Origin of the sequence: Nocardia barduliensis (assembly GCF_013315795.1) — a bacterium.
Taxonomy (GTDB): domain Bacteria; phylum Actinomycetota; class Actinomycetes; order Mycobacteriales; family Mycobacteriaceae; genus Nocardia; species Nocardia barduliensis.
This window is the reverse complement of record NZ_JABLTE010000065.1, coordinates 25,678-45,406: the sequence shown is the minus strand read 5'-3', so window position 1 is coordinate 45,406 and position 19,729 is coordinate 25,678. Positions and strand designations below refer to the sequence as shown.

Below are 19,729 nucleotides of genomic sequence, written 5' to 3'. Positions count from 1 at the left end.
GGGACAACGCCGTCGCGTGGTCCGGCGGCAGCGAACCCGGCAACGAAATCAACCCCGCCGCCGTGCAGGCCATGGCCGAGGTCGGTATCGACATCACCGGCGAGTTCCCCAAACCGTGGACCGAGGAGATCCTGCAGGCCGCCGACGTGATCATCACGATGGGCTGCGGGGATGCCTGCCCTCTCTACCCGGGCCGCCGGTATGAGGAATGGGACCTCGACGACCCCGCCGACCTCGACCTCGCCGCGATCCGGCCCATCCGCGAAGAGATCGAAACCCGGGTCCGCCACCTGCTGGCCGAACTCGACATCCCCACCAACTGAGCTCCCTCGCGACCGGAAAGGTTCACTCCCGTATGACAACCAAGCCCAGTGTCCTGTTCGTCTGCGTCCACAACGCCGGACGCTCTCAAATGGCCGCAGGCTTCCTCACCCAGCTGGCCGGTGACGCGATCGAGGTCCGCTCCGCCGGCAGCGCACCCGCCGAGTCGATCAACCCGGCCGCGGTCGAAGCCATGGCCGAGGTCGGTATCGATATCTCCGACCAGTCGCCCAAGATCCTCACCTTCGACGCAGTCGAAAACTCCGACGTGGTCATCACCATGGGCTGCGGCGACACCTGCCCGGTCTTCCCCGGCGTCAGCTACCGCGACTGGGTACTCGAAGACCCGGCAGGCAAAGGTGTCGAATCCGTGCGCCCGATCCGCGACGAGATCAAAACCCGCATCGAGAACCTCATCGCCGAACTGCTGCCCGCCCGCGCATAACCGCGCAAACAGCCAACCCCACCGGGACCGTCCCCGATTCGGCGCTGACGGCCTTTCTCCGTGGCGTTTGTCCATGTTGTTGATCTTGCGCCTGCCCTGCGCCGTCGGAACTTCGCGCTGACGGCCGATTCCTTTCTGCGGGTGCCGGAGGTCGGTTCCCATCCCAGCGAAGTAGGCCTCGCCGCCCAGAGCGACGCACTGTCCTGAATTCCTGTCGCGCACTGATAGTGTGCTCAGCGGTATGATTTACGGTTACCGATACGATCGCCCGTCCTGTCATCTTTGCTGAGACGGGAACGATTGCATCGCGGACACTCGACGGAGGTGGGCGCGGATATGGCACGACGGGCAGCCGCGGAGAAAAGGCCGCGGCGCGAGCGCGGTTCGCTCAATCCCGAGGACATCATCGACGGCGCGTTCGAGCTGGCGGAGCAGGTGTCGCTGGACAACCTCAGCATGCCGATGCTGGGCAAGCATCTGGACGTCGGCGTGACCAGTATCTACTGGTACTTCCGCAAGAAGGACGACCTGCTCAACGCCATGGCAGACCGGGCGCTGTACGAGCACGCGACGCTTTTCGTCCCTTTCATCAAGGCCGACGATTGGCAAGAATCGCTGCGCGCTCACGCGAGGGCGGCGCGGAAGACGTTCCTCAGCAACCCGGTGCTCTGCGATCTGGTACTGATCAGATCCGCCCTGAGCCCGGACGCCGCGCAGCTGGGAGCGCGGCAGATCGAGCACGTGATCGCCGAACTCGTCGCCGCTGGGCTGTCGCTGGAGGATGCCGTCGATCTGTACTCGGCGATCCAGCTGCATGTGCGCGGATGCATCGTGCTGCAACGGCTCTCCGACAAAAACCGGGAAACGGAGTCCGGGGCGGGCGCCTATTACGACACGCTGGCGATATCGCCGGATACCACGCCCTTGTTGGCCGAAGCGAACGCGAAAGGACTGCACAGCGGCGCACCCGACGACCGGAACTTCGAGTACGGTCTCGACCGCATCCTCGAACATGCCGCGAGCTTGGTGGGGTCTCGATCGCGCGCGGAGACGAAGAAGGCGCCCGCCAAGAAAGCGCCCGTCAAGAAAGCGCCGGCTGAGAAAGCAACGGCCAGGAAAACAGTGGCGAAGAAGGCAGTAGCGAGGAAGGCGGTAGCGAAGAAAGCAGTGGCAACGAAGCCGGCAGCCGAGAAAGCCGCGGCGACCAGGGCGGCGGCACCGAAGTCGTCGACATCGCGCCGCTCCGCCAAAGCCTCCGCGGCGAAGTAGCATCCTCGCCACCGAACCGTCAGGGACGGGGTGGTGTACTCGTCGCGTACGGCCAGCAGACTGTCCACGCCGTGGCGGGACTCGGCGGGTTCATCGGGTCAGCCATGTGGTCTCGCAGGGAAGCCGCGAGGCGACTGCGATGTGGTCGGCGAGCACGTGGAGTGAAACGTCCGGGTTGTGACTGTTGTCCCATTGTCCGAGCAGGTTCTCTGCGGCTGTCCGGCATGCGAGATAGTCGAAAACTATCGAGTTGTAGCTGAACCGTACGCATAGATCCGGCTCGCCGGGCCGGGGGGAGACGTCGTTGTGTCCGTCCACGATTCCTCACTCAGAGGGGTCTGCCTGTTCGCCTCGATAAACGCATGAGCGATCGCCTCCGCGACGGGTTGATGCCCGTGCTGACGGAACGGCTCGCCGGTCAATTCGCTGAAAAACCTACTGTAAGTCATACAGTAGTCGATGTCCACTGTCGTGCGTAAGGAACGTGCGGTCAGTCCGCAATACTGGAAGGTATTCAGTAAGCTGTTCGTCCTTTCCCTTCCCGGTCATGATCGAGCGCCTCATCGGTCCCGTCGATGTCTTCGATGGCCGCCGCCGGGGCGTTCGTTCACCGGCGGCTTCATGGGTTGCCCGTGTTCTGTGCCTGTTGGCGGGCGACGCGTTCCTCGTGGATGCGGATGAGTTCGCGGAATCCGATGCGGTCGTAGTTGGGTTTGGGCTGGACGCCCCATTCGTCCCGGGCGGTCTTCTGATGGGCCGCCTCCGGTTCGCCGCCGAACGGCGGCCCGCCGAGCGGGTAGGGGTGTTCGCATTCGACGGTGTCGTCGGAGTATCTGACCTTCATCAGCTCGCCGCAGATCTCGGTGAGTGACAGCGTCGGCCAGCCGTACCAGATGGCGAGGGCGGGTATGGTGAACGCGCCTTCGATGACCAGGGCGAACAGACAGACGAAGATGCCGCGTTTGAGCCATTTGTGCATGTTCGCGAAGGCGGGGGTGGTGCCGAGAGGCAGCGCGTCGGGGCCGGAGTTCTCGGTGGCGGACGGTTTCGTGCTCATGGTTTTCCTCAGGAAGCGGAATTTGGTCAGTCGGAGAAGATTTCGCGGTTGACCGTGTGGAGATAGGGAATGGCCAGGAAGGGCGTGATGTAGAAGATGTCGTACAGCCACCAGCCGACGACGGGCAGGACGGTGCCCTCGAAACGGATGTCGGCGTACATGGTCATGTTGACGACGTAGCCGACCCAGATGACCACGCCGAACCAGCAGGTGACCGTCAGCCACTGGTGGCCCCAACGCTTCATCTGCAGGAACGCGATCGCGGCGGCGACGCGCATCGGGAACACGGTGAAGATCAATGTGATCTCCCAGCCCTTTTCGCCGGGCGCGCTGGAGCCGCCGATCCACATTTCGTTGTAGTGCCAGAAGTAGCCGTTGTCGACGAAATTGCCCCATGCCGTGAAGAACACCCTCGTGATCAGGGTGTGGCTGGCACCGATGTCCAGGATCCAGCCGATGCTGTTGAGGAACGCGTCGAGGATGACGAGGTAGCCGATGAGCGTGACGATGATCGGCCGGACGGAAAGTCCGGCTTTCTGCGCCTGACGCTGGAGCCACAGACCGCGCAGGAAGATCGGCAATCCGATGAACCCGAGAACGAACGTGCCCATCAGGGCGGTCCCGATGGTGAGCCAGACATCGGCGTGGCGCTGGGCCGCGCGGCTCTGTTCGTCGTGTAGGTCGTAGGTGACCGGGGACTTGGGGCCGGTGGTCGGCGCCGCAACGGCACCGTTGCCGTTGGCGCCGGGGCGGCGCAGTTTGAAGGACGGCCTATTCATGCTCGGGCCTACCAATCCCGGGAGAACGACATATTCAGCTGGATCAGGAACATCGCCAGCAGGAATCCGTACATGAGTATCTGGAAGACGATCAGGGCGCGCTTGCGCTGCTTGTCTTGTTCATTCATCGCAGTTGCCTCCTACGGTCACTGCACGGGCGAGCTGTCACCGGCGAGCAGATTCGCCGCCGCGATCTCTCGCAGACCTTCATTGATGGCGCCGTCGCTGCTCAACGGCGCGAGAACACATGCGTGGGCGGCCTCGAGTTCACCGGCGCCGGCGGCGATGAGCCGCGCCGCGGCGACCAGCACCCGGGTCGAAGGGGGTTCGAAGTGGAACACCTCGTCGGCCTGGCGAATGGTGTTGGCGCACTGCACGAGTCGCCGCGCAACCGCTCGGTTGACGCCCGCTTCGGCGATCAGTACATCGATTTCGCGATCGGCTGGGAGGTAGTTCATGGCGAGCGTGACGAAGCGCTGCCGGAAGGAGGGTTTGAGCTGCTTGAGCGAACTGCGGTACGCAGGGTTGTACGAGCAGACGAGCATGAACTGCTCCGGCGCGGGCACCACCTCGTCGACGCGATCGAGGAACAGGGTGCGCCTGTGGTCGGTGAGCGAATGCAGGATGGCCAGCGAATCGTGGCGGGCCTCGACCACCTCGTCCAGGTAGCAGATCGCGCCCGATCTGACCGCCCTGGTCAGCGGGCCGTCGGTCCAGGTGACGTCGCCGCCCGTGACCATGAACCGGCCGACCAGATCAGAGCTGGTGAGGTCGTCGTGGCAGCTGATGGTGACCACGGGACTGGCCAGCAGTGTGCCCATGTGCTCGACGAAGCGTGTCTTGCCGCAGCCGGTCGGCCCGGTGAGCATCACCGGCATGCGCTGGTGGAACGCCCACTCGAACAGCTGCACCTCGTTACCGGTGGCGTAGTAGAGATCGTTCGTCATGCGGCAACCAACTCTCGGTGAATATGGGCGAGTACCCGGGGAAGCTCTTCCACCCGCCTGATTCGGCAAGAGCGACGAACTCCGAAAATTTCCGGCAGGGGATCGACGCGTGTCGGTCCGACCCCGATGTAGTAGATGGACACACCGGCCTCGTCGGCCTCTTCGAGTGCGTGGGCGACATCGGCCCATGCGTATCGGCCTTCGTATCCCTCGTCGGACATGAGGCCGTCCCCGATCACGATGAGCAGACGACGTTCGGAAGGCTGATCCAGCAGCCGTCGGGTCAGATGGCGCAGTGGTGCGCCGAGCCGGGTGTAGCCCGCGGTGAGCAGTCCCAGAGCGCTCGGATCGACGAAGCGGAAGTCGCCGAAATCCTCGAGGCAGTTCACCTCGACCCGGTGCCTGGTGTTGCCGGTGAACACGAAGATTCCATGCCGTTCGCGGGCCGCGGTCATGGCCCGGGAGAGAGCATCGGCGCATTCCAGCTCGAGCCGGAAGACGCGGCCGCCGTTGACGCCGAGCGAGGCACTGCCGTCCAACAGCAGCGCGGTGGTGACGTCGCGGGTCGCCGGGAGCGGATCACGGAAGATGCGGGGTTCGCCGGCCTCGCCCGTGCGCACGTCGATGTAGTGGCCGACGTAGCGGTCGATGTCGAGATCGGAGCCGTCCGCGAGACCGGTGCGCATCGCGCGATGGGTGCGTTGTTCGAACCATCGCCGCACATCGGGGGACACGGCGGCCGCGGGGCCGGACTTCGTCGGATGTCGGCGTTCGAGCACCGCCACGTGGTCCCGCAGGAAGGTCTTGGTCCACAGATTCCACTCCGGGTATGGGATCCCGGCCCGTTGATCGGCGCGGATCTCGATGTCCTCGTTCTCGGGTCTGCTCGGCGGCGGCAGATTGGTGGACCGGCTGCCCCCGTCACCGCCTACCGGCACCGACATCAGCCGGTAGGTGTCGCTGCGGGAGGAGGTCCACGGCATTCGGCCGTACACGCGCCGGACCGCCGCGGCCAGCGCACCGCGGGAGGGCGCGGCCAGCGGCAGGGTGCCCAGCAGCGGATGTCCGGCCAACGGCTGGCGCGACCGCGCCAGATCCATCGCGCGGTCCAACATCTCCGCGCCGCCGAGATCGGGATCGGATATCTCCAGATCGGGGATGAAGCGGCGTAGTTCCGGTAGCAGGCCGGGGAAACGCTCGGCCAACCACCCGGCGGCCACACCGCCCTCCACCAAGGACAGAGCGCCGAGTTGGCGGGGCGACAATTCGTGCAGCGCGTAGCGGGCGATGCGGTCCTTCGACGGTGAACATTGCAGTGCCACACCACATGTGAGTGTTGCCCTGGTCCAGCGCGGCTCCACTGGAGGAAACGGGACAAGCACGACGTCGCATGCGGGATTCAATCCGAAACTTCGTCGTTCGCCGGTGACCAACCGGACACCTTCGCGGCGGCGTCCGGAGAATGCCACCGCGGTCAAGGCGCAGCTGCGCTCGATCGACAGCGCGTGGGTGAGATTGCTACCCGTCATCTCGTGCTCCACGCCGCTCTCCAGCGGATCGGTCATGGTCAGAAGGTGCCGATGCTGCGCATCACCCAGTACCAGAAGGCGATGACGCCGACGATTCCGCCCCAGGCCAGGGCGAGCCGCAGGATGTCTTGCAGCATGATCATGTCTCCGTATCTTTCGGTGCGCCGATGCCCGGCATCGGTCGGTCAGGGGTGCGGCGACGCTCATCGCGGAGCCAGACTGCGCAGGAACGTCGTCAGGTAGCTGTCCAGCGCGAGGTTTCGCAGCGGCTTCGTATTCGTCGTCGCGGTCAGCAGGGCGTACAACCCCAACAGGAAGAACACAGCGCTGTGGTAGGGATCGACCTCGAGTTCGGCCTCGCCCGCCGCGCTCGCGCGCTCGAGGATCTGGACGACGAGCACGATCACCGGGTGTTCCATCCACTCGTCGGTGAGCGGTCTTGTCGGTGAGAAGTGCACCGCGAGCAGGTCTTTGAACAGCAGATTGCCCAATCGGCCCTCCATCGCCACGATCAGCTGGATCGTCTTCGCCAGCGAGGTGGCCAGATCGCGCGGTGTCGCGAGGAACCGGGTCAGCGCGCGGGCGATCCGCGCTTCCTCGCGTGCCTCCAGTTCGAGCAGGACATGTTCTTTGGTCGGGAAGTGGAAGTAGAAGGTTCCCCGGGCCACCCCGGCGGCGTCGACGATCGCCGCGACGTCGGCCTCGGCCATCCCGGTCCGCTTGAACTCGGCGACGGCGGCGTCGAGCACGCGCTGTCGGGTGTGCAGACGCTGGGCTTCGCGGCCCTGCGGCTTGTCTCGAGTTTCGCTCATGACTCGACTTCCTAAGGTAATAGGTTGACAACTGTCAACGAGAGAAGACGCGCGGAATCGGCATAGGAAGTGAAATATGTTCTGCTACAGCTGATCTATCCGAGGCTGGCGGCATGGAATCCGTTTGGTTCTTCAAGAGAATGACATATGTCATTGAAAGTCGTCAATGGAATCTAGCGTGTGGATCTGCTTGCACCCCGATGTGATGTAGGACCAACGGTAACATCAACAGTAGGGCGTATCAAGCCGGTTTCCGGCTGACGGGTGGCGCCCACCCGTCATGGCGGAGGCGGCGGGCGCTGCCGCCGCTCGGCAGGGGGTCTCCCTGAATCGGGGGTTGCCGAGAAAGATGGAAGGCAATACTGTATTTGTCTCAGTCTCTGGTTCGGTTGCGCGCGGCTCGAAAAGGGTGCTGCTCGCCGCGTTCGGTCATCGCCGCGTACGGCGGACCTGCCCGGCGGTGGATCGGTTCACGCGCGGTCGGCACCCAACGGCAATGGTTGCCGCTCGAGAGGACATGCCCATGGGTATCGCATTGACCGACGACCACCGCGAGCTGGGTGGGGTGGTGCGGGCGTTCCTGATGCGCCACCACGCGCGCGGGGCGGCGCGGGACTTGCTGGACGCCGCGGAAGAGGGTGTTCCAGGATTCTGGTCCGAGGTTGCCGCACTCGGGTGGCTGGGTGTGCACGTCGACGGGAAATACGGTGGCGCAGGCCACGGATTGCCGGAACTGGTCGTGATCGTCGAGGAATTCGGCCGCGTGGTCGCACCAGGGCCGTTCGTTCCGACCGTGATCGCCTCGGCGGTGCTGACCGCTTGCGGCGACGACGAGCAGAAGGCGAGGTGGCTTCCCGGCCTGGTCGACGGATCCGTCACGGCGGGTGTGGGATTCGGCGGTGCATGCACCGTGGGCGCCGATGGTCGTGCGAGCGGCGCGGCCGGTGTCGTACTCGGGGCGGAAACAGCGCATCTTCTGCTCTTGTTCACGGGCGAAGACGTGCTGTTGCTGCCGCGCGACCGGGAAGGGGTGTCGGTGACGGTCCCGGCGAATCTGGATCCGACTCGCCGATCCGGGCGCGTCGGGCTGAACGGGGTCGCGGTGACGGCCGGTGATCTCTTGCCGGGTGCGCGCGCCGCCGCGCTCGCGCGGGTGCGGACGATCCTCGCTGCCGAGGCGGTCGGCGGCGCGTCGGACTGCCTGGAGACCGCCGTCGCGTACGCCAAGGTACGCAAGCAGTTCGGCCGGGCCATCGCCACGTTCCAAGCGGTGAAACACCACTGTGCCAATATGCTGGTTGCCGCGGAGTCGGCGGTCGCGACCGTATGGGACGCCGCGCGGGCGGCGGGCGAGGACGAGCGGCAATTCGAGCTCGTCGCCGCGGCCGCCGCCGCCTTGGCGCTGCCCGCGTATGTCCACAATGCCGAACTCGATATCCAGGTGCACGGCGGTATCGGGTTCACCTGGGAGAACGATGCTCACCTGCATCTGCGCCGGGCGCTTGCCCTGCGTGCGCTCGGCGGCGGTGACGGACCGGCCATGGATGTCTTCGCTCTGTCGTCGGCCGGAGTGACTCGGAAGACCAGTCTCGACTTCCCCGCGGGGACCGAGGAATTGCGGTCGGTGATCCGCGCCGAAGCCGAGCGGCTGGCCGCGTTGGACGAGGACACGCGGCAGGAGGAGATGATCGCCTCCGGATACGCCATGCCGCACTGGCCGCGGCCTTGGGGGCGGGCCGCGAACGCGGTCGAGCAACTCCTCGTCGAGGAGGAATTCGCGCGTGCGGGCGTTCGCCGGCCCGACTATTCGATCACGGGCTGGGTCGTCCTCACCTTGATCCAGCACGGAACACCCTCGCAGATCGAACGATTCGTCGCGAAGGCGTTGCGACGAGAAGAGGTGTGGTGTCAGCTGTTCTCCGAACCCGACGCGGGGTCGGATGCGGCGGCGATTACGACCAAGGCCACCCGGGTAGCGGGCGGCTGGCGGATCAACGGCCAGAAGGTGTGGACCAGTGGCGCCCACTACAGCCGTCGCGGTCTGGCTACCGTACGCACGAACCCCGATGCCCCCAAGCACGCCGGTATCACCACCGTCATCATCGATATGCACGCGCCCGGAGTCGAGGTGCGCCCGCTGCGCATGCTCATCGGCGGCTCGGAATTCAACGAGGTGTTCTTCGACGATGTCTTCGTGCCCGACGAGGATGTCGTCGGCGCACCCGACGCGGGGTGGACCGTCGCGCGCGCGACGCTGGGCAACGAGCGTGTCAGCATCGGCGGAGGATCCGGCGGCATGTTTCCCGCGAGCGCGCTCCTGTCCATGGCGGCCCGGTATCCGCAGCGGCTGGCAGGCGTCGACGTCCGCGTCGGCCGGTTCCTGGCCGAGGATCACGCGCTGCGGTTGCTCGATCTGCGCAGGGCGGTTCGCCATATCGAAGGAGCGGGTCCCGGACCCGAGGGCAATCTCACCAAACTGAAGCTGGCCGAGCACGTGAGTGAGCGATCGGCGATCATGGCGGCATTGACGGGTCCCGACCTCGCCTTGGCCGAAGGCGAGGCGGCGGTGACCGGCTTGGTGGTGCTCGGTTCCCGCGCGATGGCCATCGCGGGCGGTACGTCCGAGGTCACCAGGAACCAGATCGCGGAGCGAATCCTCGGCATGCCGCGCGACCCGCTCGTCGACTAGAACGGTCCGCAGCGGCATCGGATCCGGCGGCGCACACCTCGGTTGTTCGCCGCCGGATTCGCGGTGGACAGAGGGCTGCTCCACCACCCGCAACGCTGAATCAGGCGGTCGTCTCGGCGACGGCGTGCTCGGAGTGTGCGGCGGACGAGGGGGTTTTTCCCGCGGCGGCGTCGGGATCCGGGTTGGCGATGGGCAATCCGAGGAAACGCCGTGCGTTGTCGCCCATGAAGTCATAGGTGCGCCGGACGTCCATGCCTTCGGCGTACTTCCAGTAGCCCTTCGGCTCGGCCAGACCTTCGGGATGCGGATAGTCCGAGCCGAAGAGCACCTTGTCCCAGCCGACAGTGTCGACGACGTCGGCCACGCACCCCTCCCAGAACGGGCTGACCCAGATGTTGCGGCGGAAGACGTCGTGCGGATGCTCGGGGAAGTTCTGCGGCATCTTCTTGTAGAGATCTTCGAAGTCGTGGAAAAGCGGGGAGATCCACGCGCTGCCGTTCTCGACGCTGGCGATGCGCAGTTTCGGGAAGCGGGTCAGGGTGCCGTGGCAGATGAGGCTGGTGATCATGTCGGCGATCTCGCGGTGCCCCAGCGCCATCCACCGGAACGAACTCTGAGCCATGAAGTTCGCGGTGTACGGCGGCTCCCACTTGGCGATGTAGTCGTCCAGCGGCGGGTAACTGGCGTGCAGCACGATCGGCAGGTCGGCGGCCTCGACGTCACGCCAGAACGGATCGAACTCCGGCAGCGCCGGAGAGCGCCATCCGTGCAGGCCGTAAACCGGCCCCGGTTTGACCAAGGCGACTTTCGCGCCGTTGTCGAGGATGTACTCCAATTCGCGCTGTGCCGCGTCGACCTCGGACAGGTTGATGATCGGGGTCGAGAAGACGCGGTCGGCGTAGTTGTAGGACCAATGCTCGGCCATCCACTGGTTGAGCGCGTGGATGATCGCCAGGGTGAGCTGGGGGTCCTCCGCGGCGGAGTGCTCGACGAGGCTGGCGAGAGTCGGATAGTTGAGTGCCTCGACCACGCCTTGGCGGTCGAGTTCGGCGATCCGATCGACGGGGTTGCGGGTGGCCGCGGGTGCCTCGATGGCCGGACCTTGCATCTCCCGCAGGGTCAGTCCCTCGGTGTTCTCGCCCGCGAAGAACTTCTCGTGTGCGCCCGGGGCGGCGACGCGTTCGAACGTCGGGTTCGGGATGAAGTCGGTGACCTTGTTGTTGATCACGATCCGGGTCTGCCGGCCGATCTGCGCGAACTGCACGGCGCGCGTGTGGTGCTCCGGAAGGTACTTCGTCAGCGAATCCGGGGTCTCGTACATGTGCTGGTCGGCGTCGAAGATCGGCGCGTCCCGGAACGGTGCTTCCATTCGGCTCATGATCGCACTCCTAGAAAAGCGATCTTCGCGCCGGAGCGCGATGCCCGAGTTCGGGTACTCATGAGGGCTTCGTCCGTCATCTGCTTCCTTCCACCCGGCTGTAGTGTAGTCTACTGTAGTACATACAGTATAGGAACGCCCAGCCGACTGGGGCCGGGGTCGAAGTCCGGCGTCATCGAGGTATGGCGGTAGAGCTCGACCCGTCATACGGTATTGCTTACCGTAATTTGATCGGTGCACGCTTCCGGCGGCGGCCGAACGCTGTGGCGGTCTGATCGGACCGGAGACCAATCGATGAAGTACGCGCTCGAGTACCCCAGCGAACTCCCCACCGCGCCGGACGACTTCCTGCGCCCAGCGGTGATCCAGGACGTCGTCACGCATGCCGAGGCCGCCGGGTTCTCGGCGGTGGCTTTGAGTGAGCATCCCGCGCCGTCGCGGAAGTGGCGGGACAACGGCGGGCACAACACGCTGGATCCGATCGCCGCGCTGAGTTACATCGCCGGGGTGACCGCTCGCCTGCGACTGATGACGAATCTCTATGTCCTGCCCTTTCGCAATCCATACCTGTCCGCCAAAGCGCTGAGCAGCCTGGACATCGTCTCGGGCGGTCGGCTGATCGCAGGAGTGGGAGCCGGGTACCTGCGTTCGGAATTCGGGGCGCTCGGCGTGGAGCACGGCCGGCGCGCGGAGCTGCTCGACGAAGCGCTGGGTGCGCTGCGCAGAATCTGGACCGAGCCGGGAACTCCGATAGCGGGTAAGGATTTCGCGGCGGTCGGCCCGATGTGGTTGCAGCCACCGAACCAGCAGCGCGTTCCGCTCTGGCTGGGCGGTAACGGCAAGGCGGCGATACGGAGGATCGCGGAGCACGGAGACGGCTGGATGCCGATCATCGCAGGGGCGGAAATGGCGGCGGCCATGCGCACCGAGGCGATCGAGAACGTGGACCAATTCGGTGCCGCGGTGAATCGGATGCGCCACCAGCTCGCGGCGGCGGGGCGGGATCCTGATTTCATCGATGTCCAGGTGCCGTGCCCGACCTTCGATATCGGAGATTCCGAGTCGGTGCGCCGAGCGCGGGACTTCATCGACGACGTGGAACGGCGTGGCGCCACCTGGGTGCTGCTGCATGTCGACGGGTCGAGTCCGCAGGCTGCTACCCGGTTCATCGACACCGTCGCGAAGGCGGTCATCGATCGCTAGCAACTCGGTTACGGCCGTACTGCCCCGACGGGCGCCATCGCCCAATGCGATCCAGATGCCGTCAGAATAAATCACTGTAATATCAACAGTAATATCTTCTAGATAGAGTCACCGTAGAAGGTGTAGGTCGATGATGAAATCCCACAGTAATCGGCTCGGGTCGCCCGCGGTCTCGCATCCGGCATCGACCGTGCCGCCCGGTGCGGCCGCTGGGCGGGGTGTCCGTGTCCTCGGCGAACTGGTTCACATGTCCACCCGGGATCTGCTGGACTACTTCGCGAAGTGCCCGCGTTGCGGCTACGCGGTCCAAGCGTCGGAAACGACGCGGTCCTTCTCTCGCGGCCTCGTGGAGCGCACGGTATTCCGGACGTGCGGACTGCCTTGCGGGTGGCACGATTCATCGCACGAGATCGCCGACGCCGTTCCTGCGACCTCGTGAGGCCCGAGCGGTCGAACCCCGGGCGGCTCTCCACTCCGCGGCGGCGGGCAGGAGAACTTCATGCACGACATCGCCGTCTGGTAAGCCATCCCAGATGTGCTCGCCACGGTGCGGTCGGCTCGGATTCAGGGGCCGGGTTCGAGATGCGCGGCCCTTGCTTCCAAATAGTCGTCGACGAGTTGCGTACACACCGCACGATCGGCCGATCCGACGCCGACGAGGAGGACGAACACGATCGGTCCGAGCAGCCGGGACATCGCGGATAGCGTGTCGGACGGCCGCGAGGCAGGAGCGGTCGCTGAAGCGCCGCCATGGCCGAACAACTCGTCGAAGGGCGCGACGCAGTTCTCGATGAACCGGCGTCGAAGGGATTCGCGCACAGCGCGAGACGTTCCGGCGTCGGTGTCCTCGGCGAGCCATGCGAGGGCGGTGACGTAAGCGGGGTTCCTCTCGATCGCGGCAGCGTACTGGAGCAGCAGTTCGATGAGCCGATCCCGCAGCGTGCCTTCGGCGGGGGGGACCAGTGGAGTCGGCAGTATGCGTTCCAATGTGACGGCACGAAGCTGGTCGATGTCGTGGAAATGCCGATACAGGGTGGTGCGGGCGACAGTCGACCGGCGTGTGACCGCTTCTACGGTGACCGCTCCTACTCCACCGGATCGCATCAATGACTCCGCGGCATCGAGCAGGTGTGCGCGGGAACGTTGTCTTCGCGGATCAGCCTCCGGCGAACCGGTGCGTATTGCGCTGTCCGACGATGTCATCGAAAACCTTCCCCGAGGGGTATCTTGTGTTCCTTACCGAGTCAATTACAGTATAGGACTGTTCCGGCGGGCGGCGGGTTCCACAGCCCGTCACGAAACAGCGGATCTCTCGACGTGAGGCGGATGCGGGATGGATTTGGGATTGCGTGACGCGGCGACGGTGGTCGTCGGCGGAAGCCGCGGTATGGGCCTGGCCACGGCGCGCTGCCTGGCCGAGGAAGGGGCCCGGGTCGCGGTGATCGGCCGGGCGCCCCAGGACGTCGAGCGCGCGGCCGCGGATCTGACCGGCCTCGGGAGCCCGGACGCGGTCGGGCTGGCCGCCGATGTGCGCGATCCCGCGCAGGTGGAGTCGGTGTTCGGCCGACTCGGGCAGCGCTGGGGCGGAGAGCTCAACGCGCTGATCAATACCGTCGGACCGAACGTCCAGGGCACCGTCGAGGAATTGTCCGACGATCAGTGGCGCGAGGCGGTCGACCACGGGGTGCTCTCGATCGTGCATTGCGTCAACGCCGCGCTGCCGCTGCTGCGCAGCGCGGCATGGGGGCGGATCGTGAACTTCTCCGCGCATTCGACGCAGCGCCAAAGCGTATCGCTGGTCGCGTACACCGCGGCCAAGGCCATGGTCACGAGTGTGACGAAGAATCTGTCATTGCTGCTGGCGCGGGAGGAGATCCTGGTCAACGTGGTGTCGCCCGGTACGTTCGTCACCCCGGGGCTCACCGACTGGGCGCGCTCGGTCGGCATCGACAGCGACGATCCCTACCGGCTCATGGAGGCCATAGGAACGCACTACGGGCATCCCGCGCAGATGCCGAGGGCGGGACTGCCCGAGGAGATCGGGCCGGTCGCCGCCTTCTTGGCATCCCGGCGCAACTCCTATATGACCGGCGCCAATGTCAATGTCGACGGTGGCTCCGACTTCGTCTGACGCGCAGGGGTCGGTGCGCCCAGAGGTGCGGCCCGACCCCCTCGACATCCCGTGATGTTGTCACTGGATCCGCGGTCGCTGCCCCGCGGGCGGCGCGACCGACTCGACGGAGGTGGAATCGGCCTGTCTGGCGTTCCTCGGCGCAGGCGATCATCAGCGACAGGCACAGCTGCTGCGCCGGTGTCCGCGGAAGCGGGCGCGCGCTGTCGACGAGCGTTTCCGACAGCGACTCGAAGGTCAGCGCGATGTAGTAGTCTCGGCGCTTCCGCCCGGCCGCGCATTCCGCGGTCCTGGTGCGAGATCGCCGACTGGTTGCCGGAATCGCCGGGCGTCGTCGTTGGTGCGGCACCGTGCCGGCAACGTCATCGTAGATCGAGGGCGAACCGTCGGCGGACGCTGCGCGCCCGTTTACTCTTGTGTGATTAACTGTAATGCATACAGTAGTATTGCTCGAGATCCCCGGGTGTCGCGCGGGACGGCGGGAACGCCACTGCCGGATCGGGCAGCCGGCTCGGCGGGCGGGCGCCGGGGATGACGCCGAGTGACCGCCATGAGGGGGTCGGTGAACAACAAGGTAGGTCGTAGCGTGACAGTCAGCGAAAGTGGGACGACGGAGTGCGAATGCCCGCCTCGATACACCTGTGTTCGCGACGACGACGCGATGCCTCCGATGCTCCGGCGCGAGGCTATCGCGCGATCGATGCCCTGGCGTTGCGCCGATGTCGCTGAGCGGCTCGAGGTCGTGGAGTGCCTGAAGCGTGCGTGGTCGAGCGGCCGGGGCGGGCTCATCGGAGGTATTGGCCCGAAGGCATTCGGGCCCGAGGCTCTCCCGGGGTGGGGAGGCGGCGTGGTGGCGATCGGGGGAACGCGCGCCTGACCGGGCAGTGAGAAAAAAATGAATTCCATACCGTTTACTTGACGGTCGGAGAATATTCTCCGACTCTCATCGAGAATACTCGTCGAATCCGGGACGGGTATTTTGTCGTGCCGCTAAAAAATATGTGTACGCCAATTCGAAGCAATTCTTCGACCTCTATTGACTCCACCTTCGGGCGCCCCGCACAATTTGTATGAGAAACAGTGTTACTCGAATGGAGACGCTCGAATCGATGGTCAACGGTTTCGGTCCGGCAGCCGGCAAACGCCGGGAACGGCCTGCGGTGGGTTCGGTGCAGGACACCATGCCTGCCACGCGGGAAGTGGCGGCGTGGTTCCGCGGTTATCTCGGTCGGCATCCCGGAGTGGCTCTCGACACCGTCGGCGGACAGTTCGTGCTCGGCGTGCGGACCGTGCAATTCCTGCTGATCGACCTCGTGACCGGGCGGCTGGCTTTCCGCGAAACTCTGACCCAGGGGGCGTTCATGGCCTCGGCGGCCGTCCTGCCGACGATCTTCGTCGCGCTGCCGATCGGCGTCACGCTGTCCATTCAGTTCGGGCTGCTGGCCGGACAGGTCGGCGCCACCTCGCTGGCGGGCGCGGCCAGTGGTCTGGCGGTGATCAGACAGGGCGCGCCGATGGTCGCGGCCCTGCTGATGGCCTCCGCGGTCGGCTCGGCCATCTGTGCCGACCTGGGCTCGCGCAAAATCCGCGAAGAGCTGGACGCCATGGAGATCATGGGGGTCTCGGTGATCCGGCGCCTGGTGGTTCCCCGATTCGCCGCCGCGATCGTGATCGGTGTGTCGTTGACCGGCGTGGTGTGCTTCGTCGGATTCATCGCAGGCTACGCCTTCAACGTCTTCGCCCAGGGCGGCGCGCCCGGGAGTTTCGTCGCGACCTTCGCCTCGTTCGCCACGGTGGGGGACCTGGTCCTGACCCTGATCAAAGCCGTCGTCTACGGCGCGATCGTCGCGGTGGTCGCCTGTCACAAAGGATTGACCACCAAAGGAGGACCCGCCGGTGTCGCGAACTCGGTGAATTCGACGGTCGTCTCCTCCATCCTGCTGCTGATGATCGTCAATGTCTTGTTCACCCAGCTTTTCATGATGCTGTTTCCCAGGCAGGGGCTGTAATGGCGGCCACGTATCACCCGTTCGGCACCAGGGCGGTGATCAAGTACTCGAAGCCGGTGGGTGTCGCGTTCATGCGACTCGGGCATATGTTCACCTTCTTCGTGCGGGCGGTCGTCTCGATTCCGGTGATGCTTCGTCACTATCGCGCGGAATTCATGCGAACATTGTCCGATATCGCATGGGGAAATGGCTCGATCGTGGTCGGCGGAGGTACCGCGGGCGTCATCATCGTGCTCGGCGCGGCGGGTGGTGCGATAGTCGGACTGGAGGGTTACAACGCCCTGCATCTCCTCGGGATGGAACCAGCGATCGGACTGGTCGCCTCGACCGCGTCGACCCGGGAGTTGGCCCCCATCATGGCGTCGCTGGCATTCGCTGCGCAGGCGGGTTGCCGGTTCACCGCGCAGCTCGGCGCGATGGGGATCTCGGAGGAGATCGACGCGATGGAGTCGATGGCGATCCGGGCCATCCCCTATCTGGTCAGTACGAAGCTGCTGGCCTCCGTGGTGGCGATCGTTCCGCTGTACCTGGTCTGTCTCGCGGTCGACTATCTGGCGGTCGAACTCGTGGTCGGCGCATCGGGCGGCCTGTCGGTCGGCACCTACCACCACTATTTCCAGCTCGTCCTCAATGGCCCGGACATCGTCTACTCGCTCGTGAAGGCGATCGTCTTCGTGGTGCTTACGACGACCATTCAGTGCTACTACGGGTTCTACGCCGCGGGCGGGCCACAGGGGGTCGGCATCGCGGCGGGCCGCGCCATGCGCGCCGCGATTTCGGTGATGATCGTCGTCAATCTATTGCTGACCGTTGCTCTCTGGGGCATCGGGGCCAGCGCGCGGCTGGGAGGGTGAGATGTCGGTGCTGTTCGACAAAGACGGTCGCGGGCCCTCGGTTCCGGCCTTGTTGCTGCGCGGAGTGCTGCTGGTCGCGCTCGTCGCGGGTGGCGTCACGGTGGTGGTCATGAAATCGACGGGCGCTTTCGATGCCAAGGCGGAGGTCGTCGCCCTGCTCGAGCAGGTGGGTGACGGCCTGCCGCCGGAATCGGACGTGAAGTTCCGTGGCGTCCTGGTGGGGACGGTCGGGGAGGTGACGCCTGCGGTGCACGGCGGGCGCAGCCGGGTCCGGCTGCAAATGGAACCGCGGTTCCTGGCGAGCATTCCGGAGTCGGTGACCGCGCGGGTGGTGCCCAGCAATATCTTTGCGGTGTCCTCGGTGCAGCTGGTGGACAACGGCCCGGGACGGTCGTTGCGGGCCGGTGCGGAGATCGCGCAGGACACCAGCCTGTCGACCGTGCAGTTGCAGACCGCGCTGACCAAGCTGCGTGACATCGTCGCCGCCACGGCCCGGATCGGGACGAGCGGAACCGTGGGTGTGCTCGCCGCGGTCGCCAAGGCCACCGACCGGCGTGGCACCGATATCGTCCAAGCCGGCGCTCAGCTCGAACGCATCACCGGGGAGCTGTCCGCGCAGATCGCGCCGCCGGGGCAGCCCTCGACCGTGTCCGCGCTGACCGAATCGGTGCGGGGCCTGGCCGCGGCTGCGCCGGACCTTCTCGATGCCCTGCACCATGCCGTCGTCCCCATGCACACGGTGGTGGAGAAGGACGCCGAGTTACGCGACTTGCTCGCGGCGGGCACCGGCACGTTGTCGACTGTCGGCGGCGGGCTGGACAGGCATGTCGACGAGGTGGTCACCGCGACGGATCAGCTGACCCCGGTGCTGGACGTATTCGCCGCGGGCAGTTCGAGTTTCGGTCCCATCGTGGGACGGATCAAAAAGTTGTCCGACGTATGGTTCGCCGAATTCTGGAACGAGGAGACGCAGAGCGGAACCGGCAAATTCCAGATCAGGCTCACCCCCGACACTGCATACACCCGTGCCGACTGCCCCCGTTACGGCAACCTCGAGGGTCCCAGTTGCCAGACAGCGCCGCTGACAGCCACCGTGCCCGCGCTGCCCGCGTCGCTCGACCCGCGTTCGATACCGAAGCCCGTGCTCACCCCGGAAATGCAACAACTCATCGGCAGGGTGCTGGGCGGCGACGCCAACGCCGCGGAACAGGTTCTGGCCCAGCTGCTCACCACCGGAATACCTGGAACAGGAGGTGCCCCGCGATGAAGTTCCGTCGCTCGGTGGCCGGACTCAGCGTCTTCCTCGTCGTCGCGTCCGCGCTGATCGGGATGACCTTCGTGACGTTGCACCGCGGTGTCGACGGTTCGACCGAGTCGTATTCCGCCATCTTCACCGACGTCACGGGGTTGCGGGTCGGCGACGACGTGCGGATGGCCGGTGTGCGCGTCGGCCGCGTCGACGCCGTCGAACTCGACGGAACCCGTGCCAAGGTGCGCTTTCGCGTGCAGGACACACAGCGGCTCTACGGTGACACGAAGGCCGTCATCACATATCAGAATGTCATCGGCCAGCGCTACCTGGGCCTGTCCCGCGGCGACACCGGGCAGCCCACCGAACTGGCGCGTGGCGCGGAGATCCCCGTGGAGCGCACCGAGCCGTCGTTCGATCTATCCGCGCTACTGAACGGTTTCGAACCGCTGTTCGGCGGGCTCGATCCGCACCAGGTCGACAATGTGACGGGCGCGCTGGTGCGAGCCCTCCAAGGCGACGGGGCTTCGCTGACGATGCTCATCGAGCAGATGTCCACGCTGGCGCAGTCGCTGGCGGGCCCGGACCAGGTACTCGGCGAGGTCATCACCAACTTGAACCAGGTGGTGCAGAACCTGGCGGTGCGGCGGGGTGAACTCGGCACCTTGCTGAGCCGGACCCGGGCGATCGTCGACGGGCTGGCTCGGCACCGTGCGGAACTGCTGACGACGCTGACCGACGTGTCGGGCGTGGCGGACCGGATGGCGACCGTTGTGGCCGAGGACCGGCCGGCACTGGAGCGGCTGATGCACCGGGAGCCGGGTTTCACACGGCATTTCGAGGACAACAAGGACCAGTTCGCCTATCTCGGGTTCAACCTGCCCGCCCTGCTGAAAGGCATTGCCCGGGTCGGCCAGGAAGGTGCGAATCTGAACGTCTATCTGTGCAATCTCAATTTCACGGTGATCCCGGCTCTGTCGGATCTGATCCCGGCGATCATCAGGATGGCCTCGCCGTCCGGAACCGTTCAGCAATCGCCGATCTGTAGGTGAGGCAG

Annotated in this window: 16 protein-coding genes and 1 pseudogene; 10 read left to right on the top strand and 7 right to left on the bottom strand. The window is 65.6% G+C overall.

Going from position 1 to position 19,729, the window contains the following annotated elements:
- The 3 genes and pseudogenes from HOV91_RS25070 to HOV91_RS25060 form a co-directional block, all read left to right on the top strand.
- A partial coding sequence (locus HOV91_RS25070) for an arsenate reductase/protein-tyrosine-phosphatase family protein (protein WP_498072316.1) occupies nt 1–323 on the top strand: 323 nt, incomplete at its 5' end.
- Between the two features lie 32 nt (nt 324–355).
- Nucleotides 356–766, top strand: coding sequence for an arsenate reductase ArsC (locus tag HOV91_RS25065; RefSeq protein ID WP_174187852.1), 411 nt, complete (start codon nt 356–358; stop codon nt 764–766).
- Nucleotides 767–1,102: 336 nt separating this feature from the next.
- A pseudogene (locus HOV91_RS25060) lies at nt 1,103–1,870 on the top strand (TetR/AcrR family transcriptional regulator C-terminal domain-containing protein); the annotation flags it as partial.
- Between the two features lie 784 nt (nt 1,871–2,654).
- Here the strand turns inward: HOV91_RS25060 and HOV91_RS25055 are convergent.
- The 5 genes from HOV91_RS25055 to HOV91_RS25035 all read right to left on the bottom strand — a co-directional run bounded on the left by HOV91_RS25055 (nt 2,655) and on the right by HOV91_RS25035 (nt 7,159).
- Nucleotides 2,655–3,092, bottom strand: a complete 438-nt coding sequence (locus HOV91_RS25055) for a hypothetical protein (RefSeq protein ID WP_174187851.1) — start codon at nt 3,090–3,092, stop codon at nt 2,655–2,657.
- A 26-nt stretch (nt 3,093–3,118) separates the two neighbouring features.
- Nucleotides 3,119–3,871, bottom strand: coding sequence for a hypothetical protein (locus HOV91_RS25050; RefSeq protein WP_174187850.1), 753 nt, complete (start codon nt 3,869–3,871; stop codon nt 3,119–3,121).
- Between the two features lie 146 nt (nt 3,872–4,017).
- Nucleotides 4,018–4,818, bottom strand: a complete 801-nt coding sequence (locus HOV91_RS25045) for an AAA family ATPase (RefSeq protein ID WP_174187849.1) — start codon at nt 4,816–4,818, stop codon at nt 4,018–4,020.
- Nucleotides 4,815–6,347, bottom strand: a complete 1,533-nt coding sequence (locus HOV91_RS25040; RefSeq protein WP_174187858.1) for a nitric oxide reductase activation protein NorD — start codon at nt 6,345–6,347, stop codon at nt 4,815–4,817. Before HOV91_RS25040 ends, HOV91_RS25045 begins: the two co-directional genes overlap by 4 nt.
- A gap of 203 nt (nt 6,348–6,550) precedes the next feature.
- Nucleotides 6,551–7,159 (bottom strand): TetR family transcriptional regulator, encoded by a 609-nt coding sequence (locus HOV91_RS25035; RefSeq protein ID WP_174187848.1) that lies wholly within the window; start codon nt 7,157–7,159, stop codon nt 6,551–6,553.
- 523 nt (nt 7,160–7,682) lie between these two features.
- Between HOV91_RS25035 and HOV91_RS25030 the strand changes: the two genes are divergently transcribed.
- Complete coding sequence (locus HOV91_RS25030) at nt 7,683–9,848, top strand: acyl-CoA dehydrogenase family protein (protein WP_174187847.1); 2,166 nt, start codon at nt 7,683–7,685, stop codon at nt 9,846–9,848.
- Nucleotides 9,849–9,948: 100 nt separating this feature from the next.
- Here HOV91_RS25030 and HOV91_RS25025 read toward each other — a convergent pair whose 3' ends face one another.
- Nucleotides 9,949–11,226 carry an amidohydrolase family protein gene (locus HOV91_RS25025; RefSeq protein WP_438822692.1) on the bottom strand — a complete coding sequence of 426 codons (1,278 nt, stop codon included), beginning with the start codon at nt 11,224–11,226 and terminating at the stop codon, nt 9,949–9,951.
- 294 nt (nt 11,227–11,520) lie between these two features.
- On the opposite strand from HOV91_RS25025, the gene HOV91_RS25020 reads away from it, so the two are divergent.
- Nucleotides 11,521–12,429: a TIGR03619 family F420-dependent LLM class oxidoreductase gene (locus tag HOV91_RS25020; RefSeq protein WP_174187846.1), complete on the top strand. Its 909-nt coding sequence runs from the start codon at nt 11,521–11,523 to the stop codon at nt 12,427–12,429.
- A gap of 564 nt (nt 12,430–12,993) precedes the next feature.
- Here HOV91_RS25020 and HOV91_RS25015 read toward each other — a convergent pair.
- Nucleotides 12,994–13,632, bottom strand: a complete 639-nt coding sequence (locus HOV91_RS25015; protein WP_174187845.1) for a TetR/AcrR family transcriptional regulator — start codon at nt 13,630–13,632, stop codon at nt 12,994–12,996.
- A 130-nt stretch (nt 13,633–13,762) separates the two neighbouring features.
- Here HOV91_RS25015 and HOV91_RS25010 point away from each other — a divergent pair, with 130 nt between their 5' ends.
- The 5 genes from HOV91_RS25010 to HOV91_RS24990 all read left to right on the top strand — a co-directional run bounded on the left by HOV91_RS25010 (nt 13,763) and on the right by HOV91_RS24990 (nt 19,724).
- Nucleotides 13,763–14,560, top strand: a complete 798-nt coding sequence (locus tag HOV91_RS25010) for an SDR family NAD(P)-dependent oxidoreductase (protein WP_174187844.1) — start codon at nt 13,763–13,765, stop codon at nt 14,558–14,560.
- 1,181 nt (nt 14,561–15,741) lie between these two features.
- Nucleotides 15,742–16,569 carry an MlaE family ABC transporter permease gene (locus HOV91_RS25005; RefSeq protein ID WP_174187857.1) on the top strand — a complete coding sequence of 276 codons (828 nt, stop codon included), beginning with the start codon at nt 15,742–15,744 and terminating at the stop codon, nt 16,567–16,569.
- Nucleotides 16,569–17,423 carry an ABC transporter permease gene (locus HOV91_RS25000; protein WP_174187843.1) on the top strand — a complete coding sequence of 285 codons (855 nt, stop codon included), beginning with the start codon at nt 16,569–16,571 and terminating at the stop codon, nt 17,421–17,423. The genes HOV91_RS25005 and HOV91_RS25000 overlap by 1 nt, the downstream gene beginning before the upstream one ends.
- Before the next feature lies 1 nt (nt 17,424).
- Nucleotides 17,425–18,690 carry an MlaD family protein gene (locus HOV91_RS24995; protein ID WP_174187842.1) on the top strand — a complete coding sequence of 422 codons (1,266 nt, stop codon included), beginning with the start codon at nt 17,425–17,427 and terminating at the stop codon, nt 18,688–18,690.
- Nucleotides 18,687–19,724 (top strand): MCE family protein, encoded by a 1,038-nt coding sequence (locus HOV91_RS24990; RefSeq protein WP_174187841.1) that lies wholly within the window; start codon nt 18,687–18,689, stop codon nt 19,722–19,724. Before HOV91_RS24995 ends, HOV91_RS24990 begins: the two co-directional genes overlap by 4 nt.
- The last annotated feature ends 5 nt before the right edge of the window (nt 19,725–19,729 follow it).